This window comes from Amycolatopsis sp. NPDC058278, assembly GCF_042881395.1.
Lineage (GTDB): Bacteria > Actinomycetota > Actinomycetes > Mycobacteriales > Pseudonocardiaceae > Amycolatopsis.
In genome coordinates this window covers 1-24,958 of sequence record NZ_JBHVXZ010000025.1, presented here as the reverse complement: position 1 = coordinate 24,958, position 24,958 = coordinate 1, and the positions used below count along the sequence as shown (strand labels likewise).

27 protein-coding genes are annotated in these 24,958 nt (G+C 72.3%); 11 read left to right on the top strand and 16 right to left on the bottom strand.

Features of this window, described 5'->3' with window-relative positions:
- Positions 1–5 precede the first annotated feature (5 nt).
- A complete protein-coding gene (locus ACFVYA_RS15555; protein ID WP_387045474.1) occupies positions 6–1,139 on the bottom strand; it encodes an erythromycin esterase family protein in 1,134 nt (377 codons plus the stop codon).
- 31 nt (positions 1,140–1,170) lie between these two features.
- Between ACFVYA_RS15555 and ACFVYA_RS15550 the strand changes: the two genes are divergently transcribed.
- Complete coding sequence (locus ACFVYA_RS15550) at positions 1,171–1,806, top strand: TetR/AcrR family transcriptional regulator (RefSeq protein WP_387045473.1); 636 nt, start codon at positions 1,171–1,173, stop codon at positions 1,804–1,806.
- Here the strand turns inward: ACFVYA_RS15550 and ACFVYA_RS15545 are convergent.
- Genes ACFVYA_RS15545 through ACFVYA_RS15535 form a run of 3 tightly spaced genes read right to left on the bottom strand, consistent with a single transcriptional unit; the run spans position 1,766 to position 5,973 of the window.
- Positions 1,766–2,218: a GNAT family N-acetyltransferase gene (locus ACFVYA_RS15545; protein ID WP_387045470.1), complete on the bottom strand. Its 453-nt coding sequence runs from the start codon at positions 2,216–2,218 to the stop codon at positions 1,766–1,768. The genes ACFVYA_RS15550 and ACFVYA_RS15545 overlap by 41 nt on opposite strands.
- A 20-nt stretch (positions 2,219–2,238) precedes the next feature.
- Positions 2,239–4,392, bottom strand: coding sequence for an ATP-dependent DNA helicase RecG (gene recG, locus ACFVYA_RS15540; RefSeq protein ID WP_387045468.1), 2,154 nt, complete (start codon positions 4,390–4,392; stop codon positions 2,239–2,241).
- Positions 4,393–4,395: 3 nt separating this feature from the next.
- Entirely contained in the window at positions 4,396–5,973 is a 1,578-nt protein-coding gene (locus ACFVYA_RS15535) for a DAK2 domain-containing protein (RefSeq protein WP_387045466.1), read from the bottom strand.
- A 144-nt stretch (positions 5,974–6,117) separates the two neighbouring features.
- Between ACFVYA_RS15535 and rpmB the strand changes: the two genes are divergently transcribed.
- The gene (gene rpmB, locus ACFVYA_RS15530) at positions 6,118–6,309 is read left to right on the top strand and encodes a 50S ribosomal protein L28 (protein WP_003091970.1); all 192 of its coding nucleotides are present in this window, start codon (positions 6,118–6,120) and stop codon (positions 6,307–6,309) included.
- Between the two features lie 47 nt (positions 6,310–6,356).
- On the opposite strand, the gene ACFVYA_RS15525 is transcribed toward rpmB, so the two are convergent.
- The 3 genes from ACFVYA_RS15525 to ACFVYA_RS15515 form a co-directional block, all read right to left on the bottom strand.
- Entirely contained in the window at positions 6,357–7,133 is a 777-nt protein-coding gene (locus ACFVYA_RS15525) for an alpha/beta fold hydrolase (RefSeq protein ID WP_387045464.1), read from the bottom strand.
- Between the two features lie 61 nt (positions 7,134–7,194).
- Positions 7,195–7,872, bottom strand: coding sequence for a uracil-DNA glycosylase (locus tag ACFVYA_RS15520; RefSeq protein WP_387045462.1), 678 nt, complete (start codon positions 7,870–7,872; stop codon positions 7,195–7,197).
- 30 nt (positions 7,873–7,902) lie between these two features.
- Complete coding sequence (locus tag ACFVYA_RS15515) at positions 7,903–8,433, bottom strand: gamma carbonic anhydrase family protein (RefSeq protein WP_285989055.1); 531 nt, start codon at positions 8,431–8,433, stop codon at positions 7,903–7,905.
- A gap of 33 nt (positions 8,434–8,466) precedes the next feature.
- Between ACFVYA_RS15515 and ACFVYA_RS15510 the strand changes: the two genes are divergently transcribed.
- Complete coding sequence (locus ACFVYA_RS15510) at positions 8,467–9,690, top strand: glycoside hydrolase family 27 protein (protein WP_387045460.1); 1,224 nt, start codon at positions 8,467–8,469, stop codon at positions 9,688–9,690.
- Here the strand turns inward: ACFVYA_RS15510 and ACFVYA_RS15505 are convergent.
- Positions 9,677–10,156, bottom strand: a complete 480-nt coding sequence (locus ACFVYA_RS15505; RefSeq protein WP_387045457.1) for a GNAT family N-acetyltransferase — start codon at positions 10,154–10,156, stop codon at positions 9,677–9,679. The two genes, ACFVYA_RS15510 and ACFVYA_RS15505, sit on opposite strands and share 14 nt — an antisense overlap.
- Positions 10,157–10,172: 16 nt before the next feature.
- On the bottom strand, positions 10,173–11,129 hold the full coding sequence (locus tag ACFVYA_RS15500) for a thiamine-phosphate kinase (RefSeq protein WP_285989052.1): 957 nt from the start codon (positions 11,127–11,129) through the stop codon (positions 10,173–10,175).
- Positions 11,130–11,266: 137 nt separating this feature from the next.
- On the opposite strand from ACFVYA_RS15500, the gene ACFVYA_RS15495 reads away from it, so the two are divergent.
- Complete coding sequence (locus tag ACFVYA_RS15495) at positions 11,267–11,500, top strand: Lrp/AsnC family transcriptional regulator (protein ID WP_003091994.1); 234 nt, start codon at positions 11,267–11,269, stop codon at positions 11,498–11,500.
- A 63-nt stretch (positions 11,501–11,563) separates the two neighbouring features.
- The gene (locus ACFVYA_RS15490) at positions 11,564–12,100 is read left to right on the top strand and encodes a DUF3515 domain-containing protein (RefSeq protein WP_387045453.1); all 537 of its coding nucleotides are present in this window, start codon (positions 11,564–11,566) and stop codon (positions 12,098–12,100) included.
- A gap of 49 nt (positions 12,101–12,149) precedes the next feature.
- Here the strand turns inward: ACFVYA_RS15490 and ACFVYA_RS15485 are convergent, their stop codons facing one another.
- Both ACFVYA_RS15485 and ACFVYA_RS15480 read right to left on the bottom strand, forming a co-directional pair.
- Complete coding sequence (locus ACFVYA_RS15485; protein ID WP_387045451.1) at positions 12,150–13,244, bottom strand: D-alanine--D-alanine ligase family protein; 1,095 nt, start codon at positions 13,242–13,244, stop codon at positions 12,150–12,152.
- Between the two features lie 650 nt (positions 13,245–13,894).
- Complete coding sequence (locus ACFVYA_RS15480) at positions 13,895–15,265, bottom strand: PLP-dependent aminotransferase family protein (protein ID WP_285989049.1); 1,371 nt, start codon at positions 15,263–15,265, stop codon at positions 13,895–13,897.
- An 80-nt stretch (positions 15,266–15,345) separates the two neighbouring features.
- Here ACFVYA_RS15480 and ACFVYA_RS15475 point away from each other — a divergent pair, with 80 nt between their 5' ends.
- The gene (locus ACFVYA_RS15475; RefSeq protein ID WP_387045450.1) at positions 15,346–16,002 is read left to right on the top strand and encodes a pyridoxamine 5'-phosphate oxidase family protein; all 657 of its coding nucleotides are present in this window, start codon (positions 15,346–15,348) and stop codon (positions 16,000–16,002) included.
- Here ACFVYA_RS15475 and ACFVYA_RS15470 read toward each other — a convergent pair.
- On the bottom strand, positions 15,974–17,395 hold the full coding sequence (locus ACFVYA_RS15470) for an ATP-binding protein (protein WP_387045448.1): 1,422 nt from the start codon (positions 17,393–17,395) through the stop codon (positions 15,974–15,976). The genes ACFVYA_RS15475 and ACFVYA_RS15470 overlap by 29 nt on opposite strands.
- Positions 17,392–18,105, bottom strand: coding sequence for a response regulator transcription factor (locus ACFVYA_RS15465; protein ID WP_387045446.1), 714 nt, complete (start codon positions 18,103–18,105; stop codon positions 17,392–17,394). Before ACFVYA_RS15465 ends, ACFVYA_RS15470 begins: the two co-directional genes overlap by 4 nt.
- 147 nt (positions 18,106–18,252) lie before the next feature.
- Here ACFVYA_RS15465 and ACFVYA_RS15460 point away from each other — a divergent pair, with 147 nt between their 5' ends.
- The 5 genes from ACFVYA_RS15460 (at position 18,253) to ACFVYA_RS15440 (ending at position 22,335) form a co-directional block, all read left to right on the top strand.
- Positions 18,253–19,599: a ferredoxin reductase family protein gene (locus ACFVYA_RS15460; protein ID WP_285989045.1), complete on the top strand. Its 1,347-nt coding sequence runs from the start codon at positions 18,253–18,255 to the stop codon at positions 19,597–19,599.
- 12 nt (positions 19,600–19,611) lie between these two features.
- Entirely contained in the window at positions 19,612–20,124 is a 513-nt protein-coding gene (locus ACFVYA_RS15455) for an FMN-binding protein (protein WP_285989044.1), read from the top strand.
- Positions 20,121–20,861 carry an FAD:protein FMN transferase gene (locus tag ACFVYA_RS15450; RefSeq protein WP_387045444.1) on the top strand — a complete coding sequence of 247 codons (741 nt, stop codon included), beginning with the start codon at positions 20,121–20,123 and terminating at the stop codon, positions 20,859–20,861. The genes ACFVYA_RS15455 and ACFVYA_RS15450 overlap by 4 nt, the downstream gene beginning before the upstream one ends.
- A gap of 61 nt (positions 20,862–20,922) precedes the next feature.
- Positions 20,923–21,303, top strand: coding sequence for a VOC family protein (locus tag ACFVYA_RS15445; RefSeq protein ID WP_387045442.1), 381 nt, complete (start codon positions 20,923–20,925; stop codon positions 21,301–21,303).
- 48 nt (positions 21,304–21,351) lie between these two features.
- Positions 21,352–22,335 carry an asparaginase gene (locus tag ACFVYA_RS15440; RefSeq protein ID WP_387045440.1) on the top strand — a complete coding sequence of 328 codons (984 nt, stop codon included), beginning with the start codon at positions 21,352–21,354 and terminating at the stop codon, positions 22,333–22,335.
- Between the two features lie 5 nt (positions 22,336–22,340).
- Here the strand turns inward: ACFVYA_RS15440 and ACFVYA_RS15435 are convergent, their stop codons facing one another.
- From ACFVYA_RS15435 to ACFVYA_RS15425, 3 genes are all read right to left on the bottom strand, one after another.
- Positions 22,341–22,820, bottom strand: a complete 480-nt coding sequence (locus ACFVYA_RS15435) for a cysteine dioxygenase family protein (protein WP_285994105.1) — start codon at positions 22,818–22,820, stop codon at positions 22,341–22,343.
- A 186-nt stretch (positions 22,821–23,006) separates the two neighbouring features.
- Positions 23,007–24,023, bottom strand: a complete 1,017-nt coding sequence (locus tag ACFVYA_RS15430) for an NAD(P)H-dependent glycerol-3-phosphate dehydrogenase (protein ID WP_387045437.1) — start codon at positions 24,021–24,023, stop codon at positions 23,007–23,009.
- Positions 24,023–24,742, bottom strand: a complete 720-nt coding sequence (locus ACFVYA_RS15425; protein WP_387045436.1) for a lysophospholipid acyltransferase family protein — start codon at positions 24,740–24,742, stop codon at positions 24,023–24,025. Before ACFVYA_RS15425 ends, ACFVYA_RS15430 begins: the two co-directional genes overlap by 1 nt.
- Positions 24,743–24,958: the final 216 nt, after the last annotated feature.

Sequence of the window (24,958 nt, the reverse complement as noted above, 5' to 3'; positions counted from 1 at the left end):
CACACCTACCCGGCGGTGCCCCCGAAAATCGTTTCCTGCTTCTCCAGGCAGACGACGGCGTCCCACGCGGCCGCGACGTCCACCGACGGTGTCATGTGCGCGTGCCGGATGGCCGTCGCCGCGGGGTGCGCGACCAGGCACGGCGCCCGATCCGCGAGGGCCGCCTCGACGCTGCCTTCCGCCGGTTCGCCGAGCGGCTGCTCGAACATCCGGAAGCCCAGCGGAGAAGCCGGGTCGGGCGCCAGCCCGGTCGTCGTCCCCGAGACGGCGGTGAGCGCCAGCGCGAAGTACTTGTCCCCCAGCTCCGCGGCCAGGTGCGTGCCCGCCGACGGCGCCGTCATGCCCGGCATCGGCGAGAACGGGACGCGCTGGAGGTGTCCGTTGTGGATCATCAGCACGATCTTCTCGCCGGGGAACCGCCGCCGCAGCAGCCGCACGGTGGCCGCCATGTACGTGTCCCGCGACGAACTCTGCGGCTCGGGCGCGCGGCCCGCCATCAGCGCGTCGAGCTCCCGCAGGTACAGGTCGACGCGCAGGGCGCCCTCCGCGTGGTGCGCGGCGACGTCGCCGTAGCCGAGGGACTCCACGTGTCCTTTCAGGACGGCCAAGGCCGTGGTCGCGGCGTCCCGTGCTTCCGGACTCATCGCCCCGTAACGACCCGGCGCGACCGCGCTGCTCACCGACGCGTACGGCTCGCACGCGGCGAGGGCGTTGTCCACAAGGGACACGTTGGCCGGATCCACGCGCAGGACTTCCGCGCGCAGCGCCTGGAGCGCGGGCACCGGCGACCCCGCCGAACTCGGCACGTCGAGCCCGGCGAACCGGACGCCGCGGCCGCGCAGCCAGGTCAGCATCTCGTGCATCTCCGCCGAGTCGCCGAGGCCGAAGGTGAAGCCGTCGCGGGCGACGTCGGCGACCTCGCCCGGGCCGCCCCGCAGCCACGCGTCGACCAGGTGCCCCTCCGCGAAGCCGCCCTCGAACCCGAGCACCGTGAACCCGCGCTCGGTGACGAGGTGGCGCAGGAGGCGGTCGCGCAGCACGCCGAACTCGCGGATGTGATGGTTGTTCTCGCCGATGGCGACGACTTCGGCGTCGCCGATCAGGTCGGCGATTTCGGCAACGGCGACGGTTCCTGTCATACTGAGCACACTAACGCAACAGGAGTAGCAGTTGGCAACGGAGATTTCCGGGACGAAGCGCCCGGGCGGCCGCACCGAGCGGACCCGCCTCGCCGCGCTCGACGCCACCCTCGAGCTGCTCGGCGAACGCGGGTACGCGGAGCTGACCGTCGAGGCGGTCGCCGAACGCTCCGGCGTGCACAAGACGACGCTGTACCGCCGCTGGGAGTCCGCCGAAGGCCTGGTCGCGGCGGCGCTGCTGATGGGCGCCGAGCAGGAGTGGGCGGTGCCGGACACCGGTTCCCTCGAAGGCGACCTGCGCGCGATCAACCTGGAACTCGTGCGCTACTTCACCACCCCGGGCGAGCGCGAGCTGCCCACGGCGTCGATCTCGGCGGCGTTCCTCTCCCCGCGCGCGGCCGACGCCCTGCGCGAGTTCTACGTCGATCGCCACGCCCGTTCGGCGGCCGCCGTGGCCCGGGCGGTCGAGCGCGGCGAAGTGCCGCCCGGCACCGATCCGGTGGAGGCGGTGCGGGTGGCCTGCGGGCCGATCTTCTACCGGCTGTTCGTGTCCCGGGAAGGCGTGACACCGGCGGACGCGGGAGTCGCCGCCGCCGCGGCCGCCGCGGCCGCGAAAGCCGGCGTGTTCACGGCAACCGGCGGCGGTACCGCATCTCCTCCAGGGTGACGCGCCCGTCGTCGATCGTCTCGGTCTGGCGGGCGCCGTCGTCCACCCAGCCCTGCCGGACGTAGAAGGCCTTCGCCCGCTCGTTCGTCGCGAGCACCCACAGGACGGCGCTGTCGCCGGAGAGCTCTTCGACGACCCGGTCGTGCAGCACCCGGCCGAGCCCCCGGCCCCAGAACTCGGGTAACAGGTAGAGCGCGTACAGCTGCGAAGGCCCGAAGGCGGCGAAGCCCGCGACGACCCCGTCTTCCTCGACGACCAGCACCTGCCCGTTGCCGTCGGCGATGCGCCGGGCCCAGGACGCCGCCCGCGACTCGGCCGAGAGGCGCGCGAGGAAGCCGTCCGGGATCAGTCCCGCGTACGCCGCCTGCCAGGACCGCACGTGGATCTCGCCGATCGCCGGGGCGTCGGCCACCGTGGCGGCGCGGACGGCGCTCAGCTCTTCTCCAGGTACTCCGCGCGCTCGACGTCCACGACGTCGGCGACCATCTGCGCCAGGCCGCGGTACTTCGTCAGCTCCGGGTCCTGCGTGACGAGCTCCTGCGCCAGGGCGCGGGACGCGGCGATCACGTCCTCGTCCCGCAGCAGCGAAAGCAGCTTGAGCGTGGACCGCTTCCCGGACTGCGCGGCACCGAGGATGTCGCCTTCGCGGCGCAGTTCGAGGTCGAGGCGCGACAGCTCGAAGCCGTCCGTCGTGGACTCGACCGCCGCCAGCCGCTCGCGCGTCGCGGTGCCGTCGAGGGCCTCGGTGACCAGCAGGCACAGCCCCGGCACGCTGCCCCGGCCGACGCGGCCGCGCAGCTGGTGCAGCTGGCTGACGCCGAACCGGTCGGCGTCCATGATCACCATCGCGGTCGCGTTCGGCACGTTCACGCCGACCTCGATCACCGTGGTGGCCACCAGGACGTCGAGGTCCCCGGCGGAGAACGCCCGCATCACGGCGTCCTTGTCGTCGGGCGGCATCCGGCCGTGCAGCACGCCGATCTTCAGGCCCTGCAGCGGGCCGTGTTCCAGCTCGGGCGCGACCTCGAGGACCGCGAGCGGCGGCCGCTTGTCGCTCTTGTCCGACGGCGGCTCGTCACCGATCCGCGGGCACACGACGTACGCCTGGTGCCCCTTGCCGACCTCTTCGCGCACGCGCTGCCAGATCCGCTCGAACCAGGCGGGTTTCTCGGCGACCGGCACGACCGTGGTGGCGATCGGCGACCGCCCGACCGGCATCTCGCGCAGCGCGGACACCTCCAGGTCGCCGTAGACGGTCATCGCGACCGTGCGCGGGATCGGCGTCGCGGTCATGACGAGCACGTGCGGGCTGGTGTCACCGGCGCCTCGGGTGCGCAGCGCGTCCCGCTGCTCGACGCCGAAGCGGTGCTGCTCGTCGACGACGGCGAGGCCGAGGTCGGCGAACTCGACGTGGTCCTGGATCAGCGCGTGCGTGCCGACGACGATGCCGGCTTCCCCGCTGACGATCTCCAGCAACGACTTCTTGCGCTCCTTCGCGCCCATCGACCCGGTGAGCAGCGTGACGCGGGTGGCGTTCTCCGCCGCGCCCAGCTCGCCCGCCTGGCCGAGGTCGCCGAGCATCTCCCGCAGCGACCGCGCGTGCTGCGCGGCGAGGACTTCGGTCGGCGCCAGCATCGCGGCCTGCCGCCCGTTGTCGACGACCTGCAGCATCGCCCGCAGCGCGACGACCGTCTTGCCCGAGCCGACCTCGCCCTGCAGCAGCCGGTTCATCGGGTGCTCCGTGGCCAGGTCCGCGGCGATCTCGTCGCCGATCCCCCGCTGGCCGGCGGTGAGGTCGAAGGGCAGCCGCTTGTCGAAGGCGTCCATGAGCCCGCCGCTGACGTGCGGGTTGGCCTTCGCCGGGCGCGAGATCGCCGAGTGGCGCCGCTGCGCGAAAATCAGCTGCACGGCCATGGCTTCGTCCCACTTGAGCCGCTTCTTCGACGCCTCCAGGTGCGCCCAGTTCTCCGGGCGGTGGATGCCGCGCAGCGCGTTGTCGAGGTCGGCCAGGCGGTGCAGGCGCCGCAGCTCGGCGGGCATCGGGTCGTCGTCGACCTCGAGGACGTCGAGGACCTGGCGCACGCACTTGGCGATCGACCAGGTCGGCATGCCCTGCGCCGCCGGGTACACCGGGATGATCGCGGCGAGGAAGTTGTCCATCGCCTCGGCTTCGTTCTCGGCGTCGAACAGCTCGTACTCGGGGTTGGTCAGCTGCAGGGTGTCGCGGAAGGCGGACACCTTGCCGGCGAACAGGCCGGTCTTGCCGGGGACGAGGTCCTTCTCCCGCCAGGCCTGGTTGAAGAAGGCACAGGTGAGCCGGCGCTTCCCGTCGGTGATCACCATGTCGAGGATGGTGCCGTTGCGGGCCTTCATCCGCCGCTTGCTCACCTTTTCGATGCGCGCCAGCACGGTGGCGTGCTCGCCGAGCTCGAGGCCGGCGATGTCGGTGAGCTCCCCGCGCTCGGCGTAGCGGCGCGGGTAGTGGCGCAGCAGGTCGCTGACCGTCTCGATGTCCAACGCCGTGGCGAGCGCCTTCGCGGTCTTGGCGCCCAGCAGCAACGGCAGTTTGTCGCGCAGTCCGGCCATCCGCTATTCGACTCCCATCAGCAGCACGGTGTCCGCCTGGCCGCTGGCGTAGCCGGCCAGTTCCACCTCCGGGTGCTCCACCCGCAGCTGCTCCGCGAGCTCCTCGGCGACCCCGGGCGGGGCCGCCGCCCCGCTCAGCACCGTCACCAGCTCCCCGCCGAGCGCCAGCATCCGGTTCAGCACCTTCATCGCGGCCGCCACCAGGTTCGTCTCGGACGCGGGGGCCGGCTCGATCAGCACCACCTCGTCGTCGACCAGGCCGACCACGTCGCCGGACTGGGCCCGGCCCACCCAGGTTAGCGACTCCTCCTGCGCGATCCGCAGTTCGCCACGCCTGGTCGCGGCGGCCGCTTCGGCCATCGCGACGACGTCGTCGTTGGTGCGGCGCCCGGCGTCGTGCACCGCGAGGGCGGCCAGCACCTGCACCGGCGACGCGCACGGGATGACCACGACGTCCCGGTCCGCGGCCATCGCGTGCCCGGCCGCGGCGTCGGCGGCGGCGGTGAGGGCGGCGCTGCCCGGCAGCACGGTCACCTGCTGCCCGGGAGCCTCGTTGAGCAGGCCCATCATGTCCTCGACGCTCGGCGTGCCGCCTTCGGGCACGGCCAGCACCGGGATGCTTTCGGCGCGCAGCAGCTCGGCCAGCGCGCCGCCGTGGACGACGGCGACGACCGTGCGGTCGATCCCGCCGCCGGGCTCGATCGGCGTCGGCGTGAGCAGCGGCTCGACCCGGATCCGGCGCGGCCGGCCCAGTGCGAGCCCGGCCTCGATGGCGGCGCCGATGTCGGCGCAGTGGACGTGCACGGCGTGGCTGCCCGAGCCGTCGCCGGCCACCGTGACGCTGTCGCCGAGGCCGCTCAGTTCCTTGCGCAGGGTCGGCAGGCTCGCCTCGTCGACGCCGTCGAGGAGGTACATGACCTCCCAGGCGTAGGTCTCGGCGTGCGCGATCGCGTGCACTTCGAGGGGGTGTTCCTGCTCGATCGGGGCGCCGGTGAGCACGCCGACCAGCGCGTCGAGCACGGCGACGAGACCGCGTGCCCCGGCGTCGACGACCCCGGCCCTGGCCAGCGCGGGCAGCTGCTCCGGCGTCTTCTCGAGGGCGTGCGCGGCCTCTTTCGCGGCTTTTGCGGCGATTTCGGCCAGAGAGCTCGTGTCACCGCGGACGGCGAGGGCGACGGCGTGCAGGACGGTCAAGATCGTCCCGGCGACCGGGCGGCTGACAGCGCCGGTGGCGACCTCGTCGGCGTGCCCCAGCGCTTTCGCCAGCCACGCGCCGTCCAGGTCGCCTTCTGCGCGGTCCGCGAGCCCGCGCACGACCTGGGAGAGGATCACGCCGGAGTTGCCCTTGGCGGAGGCGACCGCGCCCCGCGCGAGGACCTTCAGCGCTTCGGCGGCGTCACCCGGGGTTGCTTCGGAGAGTGCCCGGGCCGCGCCGGTCATCGTGAAGAGCATGTTGGAACCGGTGTCGGAATCGGCGACGGGGTAGACGTTGATCTCGTCGATGGCCGGGCGCAGGCTCGCCAGGCTACGCACACAACCCGCAGCCCAGGCCGACACCGCCGCCGCGTCCAGCACCCGCACCCCGTAACCTCCTGACCGGTCCGAGGCAGCGTATCGACCCGGTGCGGAACCTCGCGAAGCCAGTAGTTACTATGGTCGAGTTGCCCAGTGCATCTGGGCTCAGTTTTATGTCTCAGCTATGACCCAGATCCAAAGGAGTTCGACGTGGCTGCCGTGTGCGACGTCTGTGGCAAGGGACCCGGCTTCGGCAAGTCGGTCTCGCACTCCCACCGCCGTACCAACCGCCGGTGGAACCCGAACATCCAGACCGTGCACGCCAAGGTGGGTGTGTCCCAGCGCAAGCGCCTGAACGTGTGCACCTCGTGCATCAAGGCGGGCAAGGTCGTTCGCGGCTGAGGCGAGAAGTTTGGGGTGGCGGGTGCTCTTCGGAGCACCCGCCATTTTCATGTCCGCTTGAAGAAGTCCGTCAGCAACGGCTTCAAGGTCTCCGGGAACTGCAGCACCCCGTGGTCCTGCCCGGCCAAGGTCTCGTGACGAGCGCCCGGCACCGCCGCGGCCGCCGCGCGGGCACCCGACTGGAGTGCCTCGTCGCTCGCGCCGCCGCCGATCACCAGCGTCGGCACCTTGATGCGGGCCAGGTTCTCCGTGCGCGGGCGGGTGTCCGGGCCGCAGATCGTCAGGTCGTACGGCAGCGTGTGCGCCAGCGCCGTGAACCAGCCCCACACCGGGGCCTGCTTCATCCCCTCGATCATCTCGTCCGGCGTGCCGGCGACCTTCAGGAACGTCGCCACCGCGCCGTCCCGGTCCCCCGCCGCGAGCTGGGCGCGCACCTCGGCCACGACGTCGGCCCGCGGGTGCTCGTCCGTCGCGTACGGCGGTTCGTAGGCCACCACGCGATCGATCGGGAGACCCGCCGCGGCCGCCTCCAGGGCCAGGACCGCGCCCGACGAGTGCCCGAACACCGACGCCGTTCCGCCCACCTGGGCGATCAGCGCGGCGATGTCCTCGATCTCGCGCTCCATCGCGTACTCGGCCGAGTCGCCGGAGTCACCGCGCCCGCGGCGGTCGTAGGCGATCGTCGTGAAGTCGGACGCCAGCACGTCGGCCAGCGCCGCCACGGTCGTGCGGTCGTTGAACGCGCCGCCGACCAGGATCACCGACGGGCCGTCCCCGCGCTGCTCGAAGCAGATCGACGTGCCGTCGGCCGATGTGACGTTCATGGTGTCCTCCAAGGATCCGTTCCCCCTGGTCGGAGCCGGCCCGCGGATCCGGACACCGAACCTACGGCAGTTTCCAGTCCACCGGCGCCGCACCCTGCTGCTCCAGGAGTTGGTTGGCCCGGCTGAACGGGCGCGACCCGAAGAAGCCGTTGTGCGCCGACAGCGGGCTCGGGTGCGCCGACTCGATGCACGGCACCTCGCCGAGCATCGGGCGCAGGTTGCGGGCGTTGCGGCCCCACAGGATCGCCACCATCGGCTCCGAGCGCGCCGCGAGGGCCTTAATCGCCTGCTCGGTGACCTCTTCCCAGCCCTTGCCCTGGTGCGAATTGGACTTCCCGGGCTGCACCGTCAGCGCCCTGTTGAGCAGCAGCACGCCCTGCTCGGCCCACGGCGTCAGGTCGCCGTTGGACGGCAGCGGGTGGCCGAGGTCCTCGGCGTACTCCTTGTAGATGTTGACCAGGCTCTTCGGGATCGGCCGGACGTCCGGCGCCACCGAGAAGCTCAAGCCCACCGCGTGCCCGGGCGTCGGGTACGGGTCCTGCCCGACGATCAGCACGCGGACGTCGTGGAACGGCTGCTTGAACGCCCGCAGGACGTGCTCCCCCGCCGGCAGGTAGGTCCGGCCCGCGGCGATCTCCGCGCGGAGGAACTCCCCCATCGCGGCGACCTGCGGCGCCACCGGTTCGAGGGCTTTCGCCCAGCCTGCCTCGACGATGTCCTGCAGCGGTCGTGCGGTCACGGCCCGCGAGCTTACCGGGCGTGGCCGGCGTCACCCGAGCGGGTCGAGCCGCCGCAGTTCGGCCCGGAACCGCTTCCCGCGTTCGACGTAGGACTCCACCACCATCGCGATGCTCTCCGGCCCGAACGACTTGTTCTCCCGCACCTTCGCGGGGACGCCGAGCGCGATCTCGCCGGTCTTCACGTGTGAGCCGTACGACAGCACCGCGCCCGCGCCGACCATGCCGCCGTCCTCGATCACCGAGCCGTTCAGCACCACCGAGCCGGACGCGATCAGGCAGCCCGTGCCGATCGTCGCCCCCTCGACGTGCACCGCGTGCCCGATCGCCGACGACGGCCCGAGGATCGTCGGGTGGCGTTCGGTGCAGTGCAGGACGCAGCCGTCCTGGACGTTCGAACGCTCGCCGATCTCGATGTACCCGTGGTCGCCGCGCAGGACCGTCTGCGGCCACACCGACGCGTGCGCGCCGATCCGGACGTCACCGATCACCGTCGCGTCGGGGTGGACGTAGGCGTCGGGGTGGATCGTCGGCTCGAGCGAACCGAGTGCGTAGATCGGCATGCCGCCTCCGGGGTGACCGCGGTTTCACTTCCCGTGCGATTGGATCACGCCATCGCCGCGAACCGGAACGCCAGTACCGGGAGCACCGGGCTCGTGCTCCTGCTCGTCGTGCTGACCTGGCTGCTGAGCCTGCCCGTCGCCTCGCCCGCGCTGGCGAACGGCCTGGCCGCCACCCCGCCGATGGGCTGGAACAGCTGGAACCAGGTCCGCTGCTACGACCTCACCGAAGACGTCGTGAAGCAGGCGGCCGACGCGCTCGCCGGCACCGGCCTGCGTGACGCGGGTTACCGGTACGTCGTCGTCGACGACTGCTGGCAGGCGCCCACCCGGGCCGCCGACGGCGCGTTGCGGGCGGATCCGCGGCGGTTCCCGCACGGCATCGCCGACCTCGCCGACTACGTGCACTCCCGAGGCCTGCTGTTCGGCATCTACGCCGTGCCCGGGAGCCGCACCTGCGCCATGGCGAACGACGCCTACCCCGCCTCCGGCATCGGCTCGCTCGGGCACGAGCGCCAGGACGCCGAGACGTTCGACCGCTGGGGCGTGGACTACCTCAAGTACGACTGGTGCAACGCCGACACCGTCGACGGCCTCGACCGCAAGGCCGCGTTCGAGAAGATGCGCGACGAACTGGCCGTGCTGCCCCGCCCGATCGTCTACGCGATCTCCGAGTACGGCGTCTCCAGCCCCTGGACCTGGGCCCGGCCGGTGGCGAACCTGTGGCGCACCACCTACGACCTGGTCCCGACCTGGGAATCGGTGCTCGCGACGATCGACCAGCAGGCCGGCGTCGCCGCCCACAGCGGCTCGCCCGGCGGCTGGAACGACCCGGACATGCTCCAGGTCGGCAACGGCACGCTGACCGCCGACGAGGCCCGCGCGCACTTCAGCGTCTGGGCCGTGCTGAACGCGCCGCTGTTCGCCGGCACCGACCCGGCGAAGCTGAGCGACAGCGACCTCGCGACGCTGGGCAACGCCGAGGCCATCGCCGTCGACCAGGACTTCGCGGGCAGCCAGGGGCGGCAGCTCGACGCGGGTCCCGGCTACCAGGTGTGGGGAAAACCGTTGAGCGGCGGCGGTTTCGCGGTGGTGCTGCTCAACACCGGCAGCACCACCGCGACCGTCTCCGCTTCGGTTCCCGGCGCGTGGCACGTCCGCGACCTCTGGGCCCACCGGGAAACGGGCACTGCCACCGGCGCCGTTTCCTCGACCCTGCGGCCCCACGCGGCGGCCCTGCTGAAGCTCACCCCGAGGTGAGGTCCTTGCCGAAGCAGCGGCTTTCCGGCTCGTTCTTGTAGATGCCGAAGTGCGGGATCTCGGCGTAGCCGGACGAGGTGTATAGCGCGATGGCCTCGGGCTGCTTGGTCCCGGTTTCCAGGACCGCGCGCTTGCGGCCGCACAGCGCCGCCGTGCGCTCCAGCTCGGACAGGATCATCCGCGCGAACCCGCGGCCGCGGGCGGAATCGGCGACGTACATCCGCTTGAACTCGGCGTCGCCGTCCTGGAAGTCGGGCTCGAGGCCGTCGTGGGCGCGCCACGCCCCGCAGGCGACCGCTTCCTCGCCCTGGTAGCCGACGAGGAACACGCCCCGTGGCGGATCGAAGTCCGCCGGGCTCAGCGGAGTGGCGTCCTCACTGCCGTAGCGCTCGATGTACACCTGCTGCACCGCGGTCATGAGCTTGGCCGCGTCGGGGTGGTCGTAGGGGACCGGAACGATTCTCACGCTTCCGGAGCCTAGATCAGCGCCAGTGCGTCCATCCGCCTTCTCGGGAAAACGGTTTCCCGTCGACGGTGATCCCGGAGCCGGCCATGGTGACCACGCCGATCGTGCGCCAGCCGTCCGGGAGCTCGGTGAACGGCGGGAAGGTGGCCACCAGGGCGTGGTCCTCGCCGCCGGTGAGGACCCAGTCCAGCGGATCCGCGCCGAGGGCGGCGCCGACCTCGGTGAGCCGGGCCGGGATGTCGAGGTCGGCGGTGCGGACGTCGATGCCGACGTCGGAGGCCTCGCCGATGTGGCCCAGGTCGGCGAGCAGGCCGTCGGAGACGTCGATCATCGCCGTGGCCCCGGCCAGCGCGGCGCGCGGGCCGGCTTCGTAGGGCGGTTCCGGGCAGCGCTGGGCGTTGACGACGCCGACCGGGGACCGGAAGCCGCGGCCGAGCACGGCCAGGCCGGCCGCGGCCCAGCCGAGCCGCCCGTTCACCGCGAGGACGTCCCCGGGCCGGGCACCCGAGCGCGTCACCGGCTCGCGGTCGCCGAGGTCGCCGAGGGCCGTGACGCTGATCACGAGCTGGTCGGCGCGGACCATGTCGCCGCCGGAGACGCCGATGCCGGCGCGTTCGGCCTCGGCCCACATGCCGTCGGCCAGCCCGGTGACGACTTCGCGCGGGGTGTCGGGTGGGCAGGCGAGCCCGACCAGGACGGTGGTCGGGGTGGCGCCCATGGCGGCGACGTCGGCCAGGTTGACCGCGACGGCCTTGCGCCCGACGTGCTCGGGCGAGGACCAGTCGAGCCGGAAGTGGACGCCCTGGACGAGGACGTCCGTGCTGGCGACCACGCGGCCGTCCGGGGCGGCGACGACGGCGGCGTCGTCGCCGGGCCCGAGCAGCGTGCCCGGAGGCTGGCGCCGTCCTTCGGTGACGGCGCGGATGAGCGCGAACTCCCCGGTCTCGGCGACCGTTCCGTCGTTCGGTGACACCGGTCACCTCTGTCTTTCTCTACCGGGACAAAGATCGATCACCGATAGTCGGATGCCCTATGTTTTTCCCTGAGCTGGCGATACGTTGCTGATGACGTTCCTACCTTGAGCTTTCGATCCCGACGAAAGGGCGCGCCGTGGTCCACGCATACATCCTCATCCAGACCGAGGTCGGCAAGGCGGCCGCGGTGGCTGCCGAGATCTCCAGCATCCCGGGTGTGACCAGCTCGGAGGATGTCACCGGACCGTACGACGTCATCGTCCGCGCGGCCGCCGACAACGTCGACCAGCTGGGCCAGCTCGTGGTCGCGAAGGTGCAGAACGTGGAGGGCATCACGCGGACGCTGACCTGCCCGGTCGTGCATCTCTGACCTCGAGGTCCGGGGGTCTGGGGGGTCGTCCCCCTGCGATGTCACTGTGGTGTAGTGGTCGGCGTGCCTGACTCCGACACCGGTGCGCCGCCCCGAGTGGTGCTCGTCACCGCGGCGGCGCTCGCCGTGGCCTTGGCGGTCGCCGTCGCCGTCTTCGCCCTGACCCGGCCTTCCCCCTCGGACTCCGCGGGGCCGCTGCCGTTGGTCCCCGTGCCGGCGCCCGCCGCGGGGTCGCCGGGCTGCACGACGCTGCTGGGTGCGGTGCCCTCCGAGCTGACTTCCAACGGGACTACGTTGAAGGTGCGGGCTTTGGCGGCCCCGGCACCGCCCGCGACGGTCGCCTGGGGCGACGCCGATCCGGTGGTCCTGCGGTGCGGCCTCGGTCGTCCCCCGGAGCTGACGCCGACGGCGCAGCTGCGGCTGGTGAACAAGGTGCAGTGGCTGCAGGTGCCGGGCGAGGGCGCGTCGACGTGGTACGTGGTGGATCGAGAGGTCTACGCGGCGCTGACGGTGCCGGACAGCGCCGGGACCGGGCCGCTGCAGGCCGTTTCGGACACGGTGGCCGCGAAGCTGGCGCCGCAGCCGCTGCGATTCGGTTAGCCTCGGCCGGCTTTTGGCCGGCTTTGGCCGGCTTTCGGTCAGCTTTTGGTCAGCGCAGGCCGGTTCCGCGGGCGATCGCCGTCTCGATGAGGGTGGTCAGCAGCGTCGGGTAGTCCATGCCGGTGACCTCCCACATCTTCGGGTAGGCGGACTTCGTCGTGAAGCCCGGCATGGTGTTGACCTCGTTGATGATCAGCTCGTGGTTTTCGGTGACGAAGAAGTCGACGCGGGCCAGGCCCTGGCAGTCGAGCGCCCGGAACGCTTCGACGGCCATCGCGCGGAGCTTCTCGGTGACGGCGTCGTCGAGCTTGGCGGGGATGTCGAGCTCGGCGTCGTCGCCGAGGTACTTGGTTTCGAAGTCGTACCAGGCGTTTTCGTCCTCGGACAGAACACGGATCTCGGCGGGGAGCGAGGCTTCGACGTGGCCGTCGGGGAATTCGAGGACACCGCACTCGACCTCCCGCCCGACGACGGCGGCCTCGACGAGCACCTTGGGATCGGTGGCCCGGGCGAGCTCGATGGCGGCGTCCAGCTCGCCCCAGCCGGCGACGCGCGAGATGCCCACGGAGGAGCCGGCCCGCGAGGGCTTGACGAAGACGGGGAGGCCCAGCTTGGTTTTTTCCTTTTGGTCCAAACTGGACTGCCCCCGCTTGAGGGCGGAGTAGGTCCCGACCGGAAGCCCTTCGGCGGCGAGCAGCTTCTTGGCGGTTTCCTTGTCCATGGCGGCGGCGCTGGCGAGCACCCCGGGCCCGACGTAGGGGATCCCGGCGAGTTCCAGGAGGCCCTGGATGGTGCCGTCCTCGCCGAAGGCCCCGTGCAGGACGGGGAAGACGACGTCGACACGGGACAGCAATTCGCTCTCCCGCCCGGCTTCGACGGCGACGAGGCCCTGGCTGGACGGATCCCCGGCGAGAACGAGTCCCTGGCCGCCCTCGACGGACGGGAGTTCACGGCCGCGAATGGCGAGCTGAGCGGAGTCCCCGGAGCCGAGCACCCAGCGGCCGTCCCGGGTGATCCCGACCGGCACGGCCTCGAACCGCTCGGGATCGAGATGGCCGAGGACGCTGCCGGCGGACAGGCACGAGATGGTGTGCTCGCTACTGCGCCCACCGAACACGACGGCCACCCGGATCTTCTCGCTCATGGTGAGCCACCGTACCCGGTGACCTCGCGGAACAGCCGAGCCCGGTGCGCCGGGCGGACGGCAGCGGGCGGTGAACGCAACCGGTGATGGCTTTGGCACGTCCGGTGTGTCGAGGGGGTGGTGGGTTCGGGCTGGGGCGGGTTTGGCGGGCTGGGTTTGCTGGGCCCGGTTTGCCCAGCCGAGTTCGCCGGGCTGGGTTCGCCGGGCTGGGTTCGCCCGGTCACACTCGCCCAGCCAGGTCCGCCGAGCCACGCTCGCCCAGCCGAGTCCGCCGAGCCACGCTCACCGAGCCGGGTTCGCCCGGCCACCCTCGCCGAGCCGGTTAGCCAGGCAGGGTTTGCCAGGACGGGTTTGCCAGGCCACGCTCGCCCAGCCGGGTTCGCCGAGGCAGGTTGACCCAGCCACACGCGCCCGCCGAGTTCGCCGAGCCGAGGTCCGCCAGGCCGCGCTCACCGACCCGAGTTCACCCAGCCACGCTCGCCCAGCCCCGGATTTGCGAGGCCAGGTCCCCTCCCGCCCCCGAGCAGAACCCGCCCTCCCAGGGGGAACCACCAACCGAATTGACCATATCGCCCCCCACCAACACCAGAAGCCCCAAAACCCCGGCCCCGACAAGGTTTGTCCCCACCAAGGCCCGCTTGTGGACAACCTCAGCGCAACAGCCCCGCCAACACCGGCAAAGCCGCCACCAAGGCCTCCCGCGAACACCCCGCGTACCCGATCGCCACCCCGTGCGCGGAAGGCGGACCGGCAAAATGCCGCGCCAGCCCGTCCAGCCGGATTCCGCGCCGCTCGGCCGCCGCGATCACCGATGCCTCCACCGCCGCCGAAGAAAACGGCACCACCAGGTGCGCCCCCGCGTCGTCGCCCCGGACCGGAACCCCGGCCGCAGACAACGCCCCCGCCAGCAACGTCCGCCGCTCCGCCATCTCGCGGCGGAGTTTGCGCAGGTGGCGGCCCAGGTCTCCGTTCCGGGCGAACTCGTACAGCACCCGCTGGCCCGCCGGCGAAGGCCGCGTTCCCGTCGAATCGCGGTATGCCAGCACCGCCGACGTGATCGCCTCCGGCGCCACCATCCAGCCCGCGCCCAGTGTCGGCGTGAGGATCTTCGACGTCGTCCCCAAATGCGCCACGACATCGGGTGCCAGCGAAGCCAGCATCGGCAGCGGCGCCACGTCGAACCGCAGCTCGCCGTCGTAGTCGTCCTCGATGACCAGCATGCCCGCGGAACGCGCCCGCTCGACCAGCGAGACCCGCCGTGCCGCGCTCAGCCTGCTGCCCATCGGGTACTGGTGCGCCGGCGAGCAGTACACCGCCCGCGCATCGTCCGGGAGAGAATCCGGGCGCAACCCCTCGTCGTCCACCGGCACGCCGACCACCCGCATGCCCGCGCGCCGGAACGCCTGCACCGCTCGCTGGTAGCCCGGCTCTTCGACGGCGACGACGTCGCCGCGCTCCAGCACCGCCGCGGCCAGTTCCACCACCGCCGCCGTCGTGCCGCCGGTCGCCAGGACCGATCCCGCCGCGAGACCGCGGTGGCGCAACAGGTGCTCCGACACCGCCGCGCGGTACTCCGGCAGCCCGGCGCGGTGGGCGCGGACCAGTGGCTCCGGGTCCGCCGCCGCTCGCCAAGCGCGGCGCCAGGCCGCTCGGTCCAGTCCCGCCGCCCACGGCGTTCCCGGCCCGAGGTCCAGCAGCGGGGACGGCGAGACCTCGACCGCCGGGACCGGAGGCGCCGGGACCTCCGAGGCCGAAACCGAAGGCGGCGTCGTCACGTAGGTGCCGGATCCGTGCCGTCCCGCGATCCAGCCCTCGGCGTGCAGCTGCTCGTACGCCGCCGACGTCACCGTGCGGCTGACGCCGAGCCGGCCGGCCAGCGCCCGCGTCGAGGGCAGCCGGTCGCCGCCGCGCAGGTGTCCGCTCGCCGCGGCTTCGCGCAGCGCGTCGGCCAATTGGACGGCCAGCGGTGTCACCGCCGCACGATCCAGACTGACTGGGAGCGCGGTGTCGGTGTGGGACACGGGACCTCCTCGAGTGGACTTCCCAAGTGTACGAGAAGTGGCCGTTTTCCGATGCCACTGAGCCGGGAGACGCTGGTCGCATGTTGTCGACCACGCCCCGCACCACGCTCGGCCGCAAGAAGCACCGCGCCGTGACCGACCGCTCCGCGCTGCACGCCGTCCTGGACGAAGGCCTGATCTGCCACCTCGGGATCGTCCGCGAGGGCGTGCCGCTGGTCCTCCCGACCGGCTACGGCCGCGACGGCGACACGCTCTACCTCCACGGTTCGACCGGCGCCGCCAGCCTCCGCACCGCGGCGCACGACCTCGATGTCTGCGTCACGGTGACGCTCCTCGACGGGATCGTCTACTCGCGCTCGGTGAACAACCACTCGATGAACTACCGCAGCGCCGTCATCCTCGGCCAGGCGAAGCCGGTCCTCGACGCCGAAGCGAAGACGCACGGCCTCAAGGTGCTCACCGACCACCTCGCGCCGGGCTCGTGGGAGCACGCGCGCGCGGTCAACGCCAAGGAGTTCGCCGCGGTGTCCGTGCTCGCGCTGGACCTCGCCGAGGCGTCGGTGAAGGTGCGCGCCGAGGGCCCGGACGACGAGCCCGAGGATGTCGAAGCGGACGCCGCCTGGGCCGGCGTGCTGCCGGTGCGGACGGTCTTCGGCGCGCCCGAGCCGTCCGAAGACCTCTCCCCCGGCTGGACGGCGCCGGAGCACGTCACCGCGCGAGCGGCAACCGCACGCTGAAGGTCGTCCGGCCCGGCGCCGAAGCCACCGACACCGTGCCGCCGTGCGCGGTGACCAGGGACTGGACCACCGACAGCCCGAGCCCGGTGCCGCCGTTGCCGCGGGTGCGGGAGTCGTCGACGCGGAAGAACCGGTCGAAGATCCGCTCCTGATCCCCCACGGCGATGCCGGGGCCGGTATCGGTGACCTGGACGACGGCCTCGCCGCCCGACGCCGTCACCGACACGTGCACCGACGTCCCGGGCGGGGTGTGCACGGCGGCGTTGGCCAGCAGGTTGTCCAGCACCTGCCGCAGCCGCACGGGGTCGGCGTCCACGAACGCCGCCGAAAGCGCCGAAGTCAGCGGGTGGTCCGGCCGGCCGGCGGCGAAGGCGTCCGCCGCGTCCCCGGCCAGCTCGGCCAGGTCGACGCGCTCGGGCCGCAACGGCGTCTCGGCGGCGCGCGCGTCGAGCCGGGCCAGCAGCAGGAGGTCGTCGACGAGCACGGTCATCCGGGCCGTCTCTTCGCGGATCTTCGCCAGGTGCGCCTCGCGCTCCGCCGGCTCGTTCGCCGCGGCGTAGCGGAAGAGGTCGGCGTAGCCGCGGATCGACGTCAGCGGCGTCCGCAGCTCGTGCGAGGCGTCCGCGACGAACCGGCGCAGGCGCTCGTTCGCCTCGGTCTTCGCCGCCAGCGAGGTGTCGATGTGGGCCAGCATCACGTTGAACGCCGTCCGCAGCTCTTCGACTTCGGCGCCGCCGCCGGTGCCTGCCGCGCGCACCGGCAGGTCCGGGTTCGCGGTGAGGTCGTGGGAGGCGATGTCGTGCGCGGTGCCGGCCATGTCGGCCAGCGGGCGCAGGCCGCGGCGCAGCACCAGCCGTCCCACGATCACCAGCACGGCCAGCGCGAGCGCGAACGCGCCGACCTCCACCCCGATCAGCTGCCGGACCGTGCCGTCGAGGTCCTTCTGCGGCGCGGCGGACAGCAGCACCGAGTCGGTGTCGACCGGGCACGCGCGCACCCGGTACGGGCCGTCGTCGCGCAGGTAGACGGTGCGCGTGACGTCGCCGCCGGCCGCCTCGGCGGCGATCTTCGCCAGCTGCTCGGCGTCGCCCGGCAGCCGGCCGCCCGGCTCGGGGACGGCGACCCCGTTCCGGACCTTGTACAGCGCCGAGTACCACGAGTACACCGACTGCGGCGAGCCGTGCGTCTCGCGCAGCAGCGGCAGCTGGGTGTTCTGGCTCTTGGACAGCTGCTCGTCGAGCCGCCGGTCGAGGTAGCCGTGCATGATGCCGACCGTCGTGACGCCGACGGCCGCGAACACCACCAGCGCGAGCGCGCCGAGGCCGAGGGTGATCCGGGTGCCCAGCCGGGTGCGCTGCCAGGCCCCGTACCACCGGCGGAGGACGCCCGTCACCGGTGGGCCTGCCGCACGACGTACCCGACGCCGCGCACGGTGTGGATCAGCGGCTCGCCATCGCCCGCGTCGACCTTGCGCCGCAGGTGCGAAATGACCAGTTCGACCACATTGGACCGGCCGCCGAAGTCGTACTCCCACACGTGGTCGAGGATCTGCGCCTTGGTGAGCACCGCGGGCGAGCGGCGCATGAGGTAGCGCAGCAGCTCGTACTCCGTCGGCGTCAGCTCGGCGAGCCGCTCGCCGCGGCGGACCTCGCGGGTGTCCTCGTCCAGCGTCAGGTCGCCGACCCGCAGCACGGCGCCGCGTGCCTCGGGCTGGTGCGCGAGGCCGGCGCTGCGCCGCAGCACCGCCCGCAGCCGCGCCATCAGCTCCTCGACCGAAAACGGTTTCACGAGGTAGTCGTCACCCCCGCGGGTGAGCCCGGCGATCCGGTCGGCCGTCGCGTCCTTGGCCGTGAGGAAGACCACGGGCACCGCGTTGCCGCCCGCCCGCAGGCGGTCGAGCACGGTGAAGCCGTCGAGGTCGGGCAGCATCAGGTCGAGCACGACGATGTCCGGCCCGAACTCCGCGGCCCGGCTCAGCGCGGCCTGTCCGGTGCCGGCCGTGACCGCCTGCCAGCCCTCGTACCGGGCGACGGTGGCGACGAGGTCGGCGATGTGCGGCTCGTCGTCGACGACGAGCAGGCGCACGGGGTCGGGAGTCTGCACCCCTGCATCCTCTCCCGCGGAGGGCGCGGCGGGCGAGGCGAGGCGGCGGCCGACAGGAAGCCGACAGCCGGCACCCAGACTCGCCACAGGACGGGCGGCGAGGCTGGCCTTCGTGAACCGAACCGAAGGGGGATCCGTGTGAGGACCATGACGCAGACCGCCGAGGCCGCGCGCCCGGCGATCCGCCCCCGGATCGCCGCGAAATCCGGCCTCTTCCTCTTCCTCGGCGCCAACGTGGCCGCCGTCACCGTCCTGTTCGTCCAGGCCGGGGTTTCGCAGAACGTGCTGATCACGATCGGCAGGCTCGCCGGTCTGTACGGCGCGCTGGCGATGGCGTTCCAGCTGCTGCTGGTGGCCCGGCTGCCCTGGCTGGACCGCCGGCTCGGGATGGACCGGCTGACCACCTGGCACCGCTGGACCGGCTTCACGATCCTCTGGACCCTGCTGGCGCACCTGGTGTTCATCACCATGGGCTACGCGGAGGTCTCCAGCAAGGGTGTCGTCGACGAGCTGGTCGAGATGGCCGACACGCTCGAAGGGATCCTGCGGGCGCTGGTCGCCTTCGCGGTGATCCTCATCGTCGGCGCCGCCTCGGCGAAGTTCGCGCGCAAGCGGCTCGCCTACGAGACGTGGCACTTCATCCACCTCTACACCTACGCCGCGGTGCTGCTGGCCTTCACGCACCAGATCGCGCTGGGCCAGTCGTTCGCCGGCTCGGAACCGGCGAAGGCGTACTGGTGGACGCTCTGGCTCGGCGCCGGCGCGGCCGTGCTCGCCGGGCGCGTCGTGCTGCCGCTGTGGCGGAACCTGCGCCACCAATTGCGCGTCACGGCGGTGGTTTCCGAGTCCCCGGACGTCGTTTCGGTGTACATGTCCGGCAAGCACCTGGACAAGATGCCGGCCAAGGCGGGGCAGTTCTTCCTGTGGCGGTTCCTGACCAAAGACCGTTGGTGGCAGGCCAATCCCTTCTCGCTGTCCGCCGCGCCGGACGGCCGTTCCCTGCGGCTGACCGCGAAGGCGCTCGGCGATTCCAGCGCCGGGCTGCGCAACCTGCGCGTCGGGACCCGCGTGTTCGCCGAAGGGCCGTACGGCGCCTTCACGACGATCCACCAGCAGCGGCCCAACGCGCTGCTCGTGGCGGGCGGCGTCGGGATCACGCCGATCCGCGCGCTGCTGGAGGACATCGAAGGCCACGTCGTCGTGCTGTACCGGGTGCGCAACCAGGCCGACGCGGTGCTGCTGCCGGAGCTGAACGAGCTGGCCAAGGCACGCGGCGCCGTCGTGAGTCTCCTCACCGGACCGGACCAGGCGGTCGGGCCGCGCGGCGTGATGCTCGGGCCGGCGAACCTGCACATGATGGTGCCGGACGTGCACGAGCGGGACGTGTTCGTCTGCGGCCCGCCCGGGATGACTTCCGCCGTGCTGCGCAGCCTGCGCGAGCTGCGCGTGCCGAACGCCCAGGTCCACGCCGAACGCTTCAGCCTCGCGGCCTAGGGGGAAGGTGCTGTGAAGAAGACCATTTTCGTCGTCGCGCTGTCGATAGCCGGGTTCATCTCGGTGTGGCGGTTCGAGCCGGGGCCGGTGCAGAACACCGCCGCCGTCGCCCAGGCACCGCCGACGGTGTCCACACCGGCCACTTCGGCGGCACCGTCCACATCGGCCACACCGCCGTCCTCGTCCACGTCGCCTGCTCCGTCCGCTCCGTCCGCTCCGTCCACTTCGGAGACTCCGTCCACTCGGGACACCAAGAACGAGACGGTGACCACGCAGGGCAGCGCCGAGTCGAGCCGGTACGGCACCGTGCAGGTGCAGGTGACGTTCACCGGCTCGCGGATCGCGGTCATCACCCTGCTGCAGGCCCCGGACAGCGGCCGGTCGCTGACCGCTCTCCCGCGGCTGCAGGCGGAAGCGATCAAGGCGCAGAACGCCGACATCGACACGGTGACCGGTGCCACCGAGACGAGCGAGTCGTACAAGACGTCGCTCCAGGCCGCGATCGACGCGAGAGGAAACCGATGACCACCCGCGTCGAACAGGTGATGGGCCTGCCGATCTCGCTCGACCTGCGTGACGAAGACGACTTCGCCGAAGTCGTCGACGACGTCTTCGCGTGGTTCCGCGAGGTCGACGCCCGGTTCAGCCCGTTCAAGGACGACAGCGAGGTCAGCCGGTACGACCGCGGCGAGCTGACGGCCGCCGAGCTCAGCGACGACCTCCTGGAGGTGCTGGAGCTCTGCGCGTACTACGAGCAGCTCTCCGGCGGCGCGTTCCGCGCGCGGCTGCCCGGCCGCGGCCTCGACCCGTGCGCGGTCGTCAAGGGCTGGGCGGTGCAGCGCGCGGCCGACATGCTGAAGGCCGAGGGCGCGACGACGTTCTGCCTGAACGCCGGCGGCGACGTCGTCACCGCGGGCGAGCCGCAACCGGGCCGTCCGTGGCGGGTCGGGGTGCGCCACCCCGAGCAGCCCCTGGCGGTGTGCGCGGTCCTGGAGTCGCGCAACGGCGCGATCGCGACGTCGGCGGCCTACGAGCGCGGCTCCCACATCCTCGACGGCCGCTCCGGCGCCCCGGCGACGGGCTTGATGAGCGTCACCGTGGTGGCCGGCGACCTGGTGACGGCGGACGCGCTGGCCACGGCGGCGTTCGCGATGGGCACCGAGGGCATCACCTGGGCGGCCGACCGCCCGGACTGCGAGATCCTCATCGTCGACGCGGACCGTCAGGTGCACCGGACGTCGGGGCTGGCGCTGGCGTCGTAATCGGTTCGCCCTCGCCGGATGGCTGCGCCAGACTCGGCAGCATCCGTCTTCGAGGAGTGCCATGCCGTCGTCCGTGCTGAACGTGTCCGTCGACTGCGCCGACCCGTACACGCTGTGCGAGTTCTGGAGCGAAGTCACCGGGAAACCGATCCCGGAAGAAGACCAGCCGGGTAACGACGAGGTCGGCTTCCAGCTGAACGACGACACGGCGTTGCTCTTCCTGCGCGTCCCGGAGCCGAAGACGGTGAAGAACCGCCTGCACCTCTGCCTGCAGCCGGACATCCCGCGCGACGAGGAGGTCTCGCGGCTCCTCGGCCTCGGCGCAACCCTGGTGAACGACCTGCGCAACCCGGACGGCACGGGCTGGGCGGTGCTCGCCGACCCGGAGGGCAACGAGTTCTGCGTGCTGAGGAGCGCCGCCGAGCGCGCGGCGACGCCGTGACGGACGCACCGCGCCGGCGGGCCGTGAGCGGCTGAATAGGGTGGCGGCATGGTCCGTCCCCTGATCGCCGTCGCCACGCTGGGCGGCACCATCTCGATGGCCCCGGTCGACGGCGGTGGCGGCGCCTTTCCGCGGTTCGGTGCCGCCGAGCTGCTCGGCGGGCTCGGCGACCTGCCGATGGACGTCCTGGCGGAAACCCTCGCCGGGATCGGCAGCGCGTCGCTCGACTTCGCGACCCTGCTGCGGTGCCGCGAATGGGGCCTGCGCCAGGACGCCGACGGGTTCGTCGTCGTCCAGGGCACCGACACGCTCGAGGAAACCGCGTACTTCCTGGACCTGCACTGGCCGTCGGACGTCCCGGTGGTGGTCACCGGGGCGATGCGCAACGCCGGCCTGTTCAGCCCGGACGGCCCGGCGAACCTGCGCAACGCGCTCACCGTCGCGGCCGATCCGCGCAGCCGCGGCCGGGGCGTGCTCGTCACGCTCAACGACGACGTCCACGCGGCGCGCTGGGTGCGGAAGGCGCATTCGAGCCACCTCGAGGCCTTCTCGTCGGCGCCGGCGGGGCCGCTGGGCATGGTCGTCGAGGACGCCGTGCACTACTTCCACCCGTCGCCGCCCCGGCCGCCTTCCCTCGAGGGTGCCGACTTCGGCGGCCTGGTCCCGGTGGTGGAAGCCGGTCTCGACGACTCGGGAGCGGTGCTGGCGCACGTGGCTTCCCAGCCGGGCGTGCGCGGGGTGGTGATCGCCGCGACGGGCGTGGGGCACGTCTCGTCCGGCACGGCCGAGGTGATCGCGCGGCTGGTGCCGTCGCTGCCGGTGGTCGTCGCTTCGCGGACCGGCGCGGGCCCGACGCTGCGGGCGACGTACGGCTTCCACGGCTCGGAGTCCAGCCTGATCGCGATGGGCGCGACGATGGCGGGCTGGCTGGACGCGCGGAAATCCCGGATCCTGCTGCACGCGCTGCTGGCGTCCGGGGCGGACCGCGAGGGGATCGAGCGCGGGTTCCGCCTGCGCGGCGACCTGGACTGAGGGGCTCAGTCCGGGATCGGGCCGTCCACCGGGTCGAGGTGGTACGGGCGCATCGCGCGGCCCGCGTCGCGGTAGACGTGGACGGAGATCGCCGGGTCCGGGCCGTCGTTGCGGACTTCGTGCACGTACCCGGGCCCGAACACCCGCGACTGCCCCGCGGACAGGGCGTGCAGCTCGGTGACCGCGCGGCCGTCCGGCGCCCGGCGCGCCACGGCCTCGGTCAGGTGGCCGCCGACCACGGTGAACGCGCCGCTGGCGAACGCGTGGTCGTGCAGGTCGGTGCGCTGGCCGGGCAGCCAGCTCATCAGCCACACCTCCTGCTGCTCGTCCTTCGACACGAGCGTCGCGAAGCGCTCGTCGGGGTCGTAGCGCAGCAGGTGTCGCCAGCGGTCGCGGTCGGCGGCGACCTCGAGGGCGACGCGCACCGGGTGGCGCAGCGCGGGGTTTTCGGGTCGCAGCAGGGTGTTGTCCGGAACGGCGAACATGCGGGTCCTCACGGGAAGAAAAGGGTGTCGAGCTGGGCCGGGGCTGGGTTCACCGACAACAGCGACACGCGCGCACGCTCGAGCGGAGGCCGATGCGGCCCCACGACCCGGACATGGTGTGCGCGAACATGCGACCAGAGTCCCAGCCGCTTCCCGCCCGGTCAAGACGTCTCACCTGCCGGGAGATCACGACCACTCGTGCTTCTGGGACCGCCCCAGCAGCTCCGCGCCGGCCTGGCGGGGGTCGACGCCCTCGTGGCAGACGCGGTGCATGGCGTCGGTGATCGGCATGTCGACGCCGACGCTCTGGGCCAGCGCGCGGATCGACGAGCACGACATGACGCCCTCGGCGACCTGCCCGCCGGCCGCCGCCTGCGCCTGTTCGAGCGTCTCGCCGCGGCCGAGGCGCTCGCCGAAGGTGCGGTTGCGCGAAAGCGGCGACGAGCAGGTGGCGACCAGGTCGCCGACGCCGGCGAGCCCGGCGAAGGTGAGCGGGTCGGCGCCCAGTTTCGCGCCGAGCCGGGCCATCTCGGCCAGCCCGCGGGTGATGAGCGTCGCCATCGTGTTGGTGCCGAGGCCCAGCCCCGCGGCCATCCCGGTGCTGAGCGCGATCACGTTCTTGCAGGCCCCGCCGAGCTCGCAGCCGACGACGTCGGTGTTCGTGTACGGGCGGAAGTAGGAGTTGGCGCAGGCGCGCTGGATCGCGACGGCGCGTTCGTGGTCGGCGCAGGCCAGCACGGAGGCGGACGGCTGCCCGGCGGCGATCTCCTTGGCGAGGTTCGGCCCGGTGACGACGACGACCTCGGCGGCGGTGACGTTGACGATTTCGCCGATCACCTCGCTCATCCGCTTCAGCGTGCCGAGCTCGACGCCCTTGGCGAGGCTGACGAGGATCGCGTCGCGCGGCAGCAGGTCGCGCCACGCCGTCAGGTTCGCCCGCAGGCTCTGGCTGGGCACGGCGAGGACGACGGCTTCGGCGTCGTGCAGGGCCTTCGCCGGGTCGCTGGTGGCGGTGATGTTCCCGGGCAGGGCCACGCCGGGCAGGTAGGCGCTGTTGGTGTGCCGTTCCCGGATGTCCTCGGCGACCTGTTCGCGGCGCGCCCACATCGTGACGTCCCGGCCGGCATCGCCGAGCACCTTGGCGAAGGCGGTACCCCAGGAGCCGGCCCCGAGCACGGTGACCCGCTGCACGTCGGCGCGCATCAGGCGGGATCACCCGGCTTCGCCGACGGCGGTTCCTCGTGCCGGATCTCGGCGAGGAGCCGGGTCACCTCGTCCATCATGACCTTGGTGACTTCGCGCAGCTTCGTCGCGCTGCGGGTGTTGCCGCCGCGGTAGGCGGACAGGTCGATCGGGTCGCCGACGTAGTGGGTGATCGTCTTGCGCGGGAACGGCGTGAACTTCTTCGTGTAGCCGTCGAAGATCTGGCTGGTGCCCCACCGGGCGATGGGGATGATGGGAACGTCGTTCTGCAGCGCGAGCCGCGCGGCGCCGGTGAAGGACTCCTTCGGCCAGCCGGCGGGATCCTTGGTGATGGTGCCTTCGGGGTAGATGACGACGACCTTGCCCTGTTCGAGGGCTTCGTGGGCGGCCTTGAGACTGTCCCCGGCGGCGGCCGACCCCCGCGAGACGGGGATCTGCCCCGACCCGGAGACGATCGGGCCGAGGATCGGCGCGCGCGTCAGGCTCTCCTTGAAGAGGAATCGCGGGACGCGCTTCTGCCGGTGCACGAAGACGGCGTCGACGGCGGGGTCGAAGTGCGAGATGTGGTTCATGACGAGCAGGGCGGGCCCCTGCCGCGGGATCTTTTCGGCCCCGACGTAGACCCGCCGCCCGATGGCGGTGAGCGGGTAGAACAGTACGGCGGCGAGCCCCACCCAGAAGCCGCCCTTCTCACGCCGGGCCACGATCTCCTCCTCCACACGTCACGTCCGGGGCTTGATCCTGCCGCGCCGGGCTCCGGCCGGTCCAGGGAGGGTGGCTTCAGCGGCGGTGGCGGGGGTCGTGACCAGGCCGGGGGCTGCTTTTCGGGGGCGTGCTGGGCCGCCCCACACAGCCCGCCCCACACAGCCCGCCCCACACAGCCCGCCCCACACAGCCCGCCCCACACAGCCCGCCCCACACAGCCCGCCCCACAC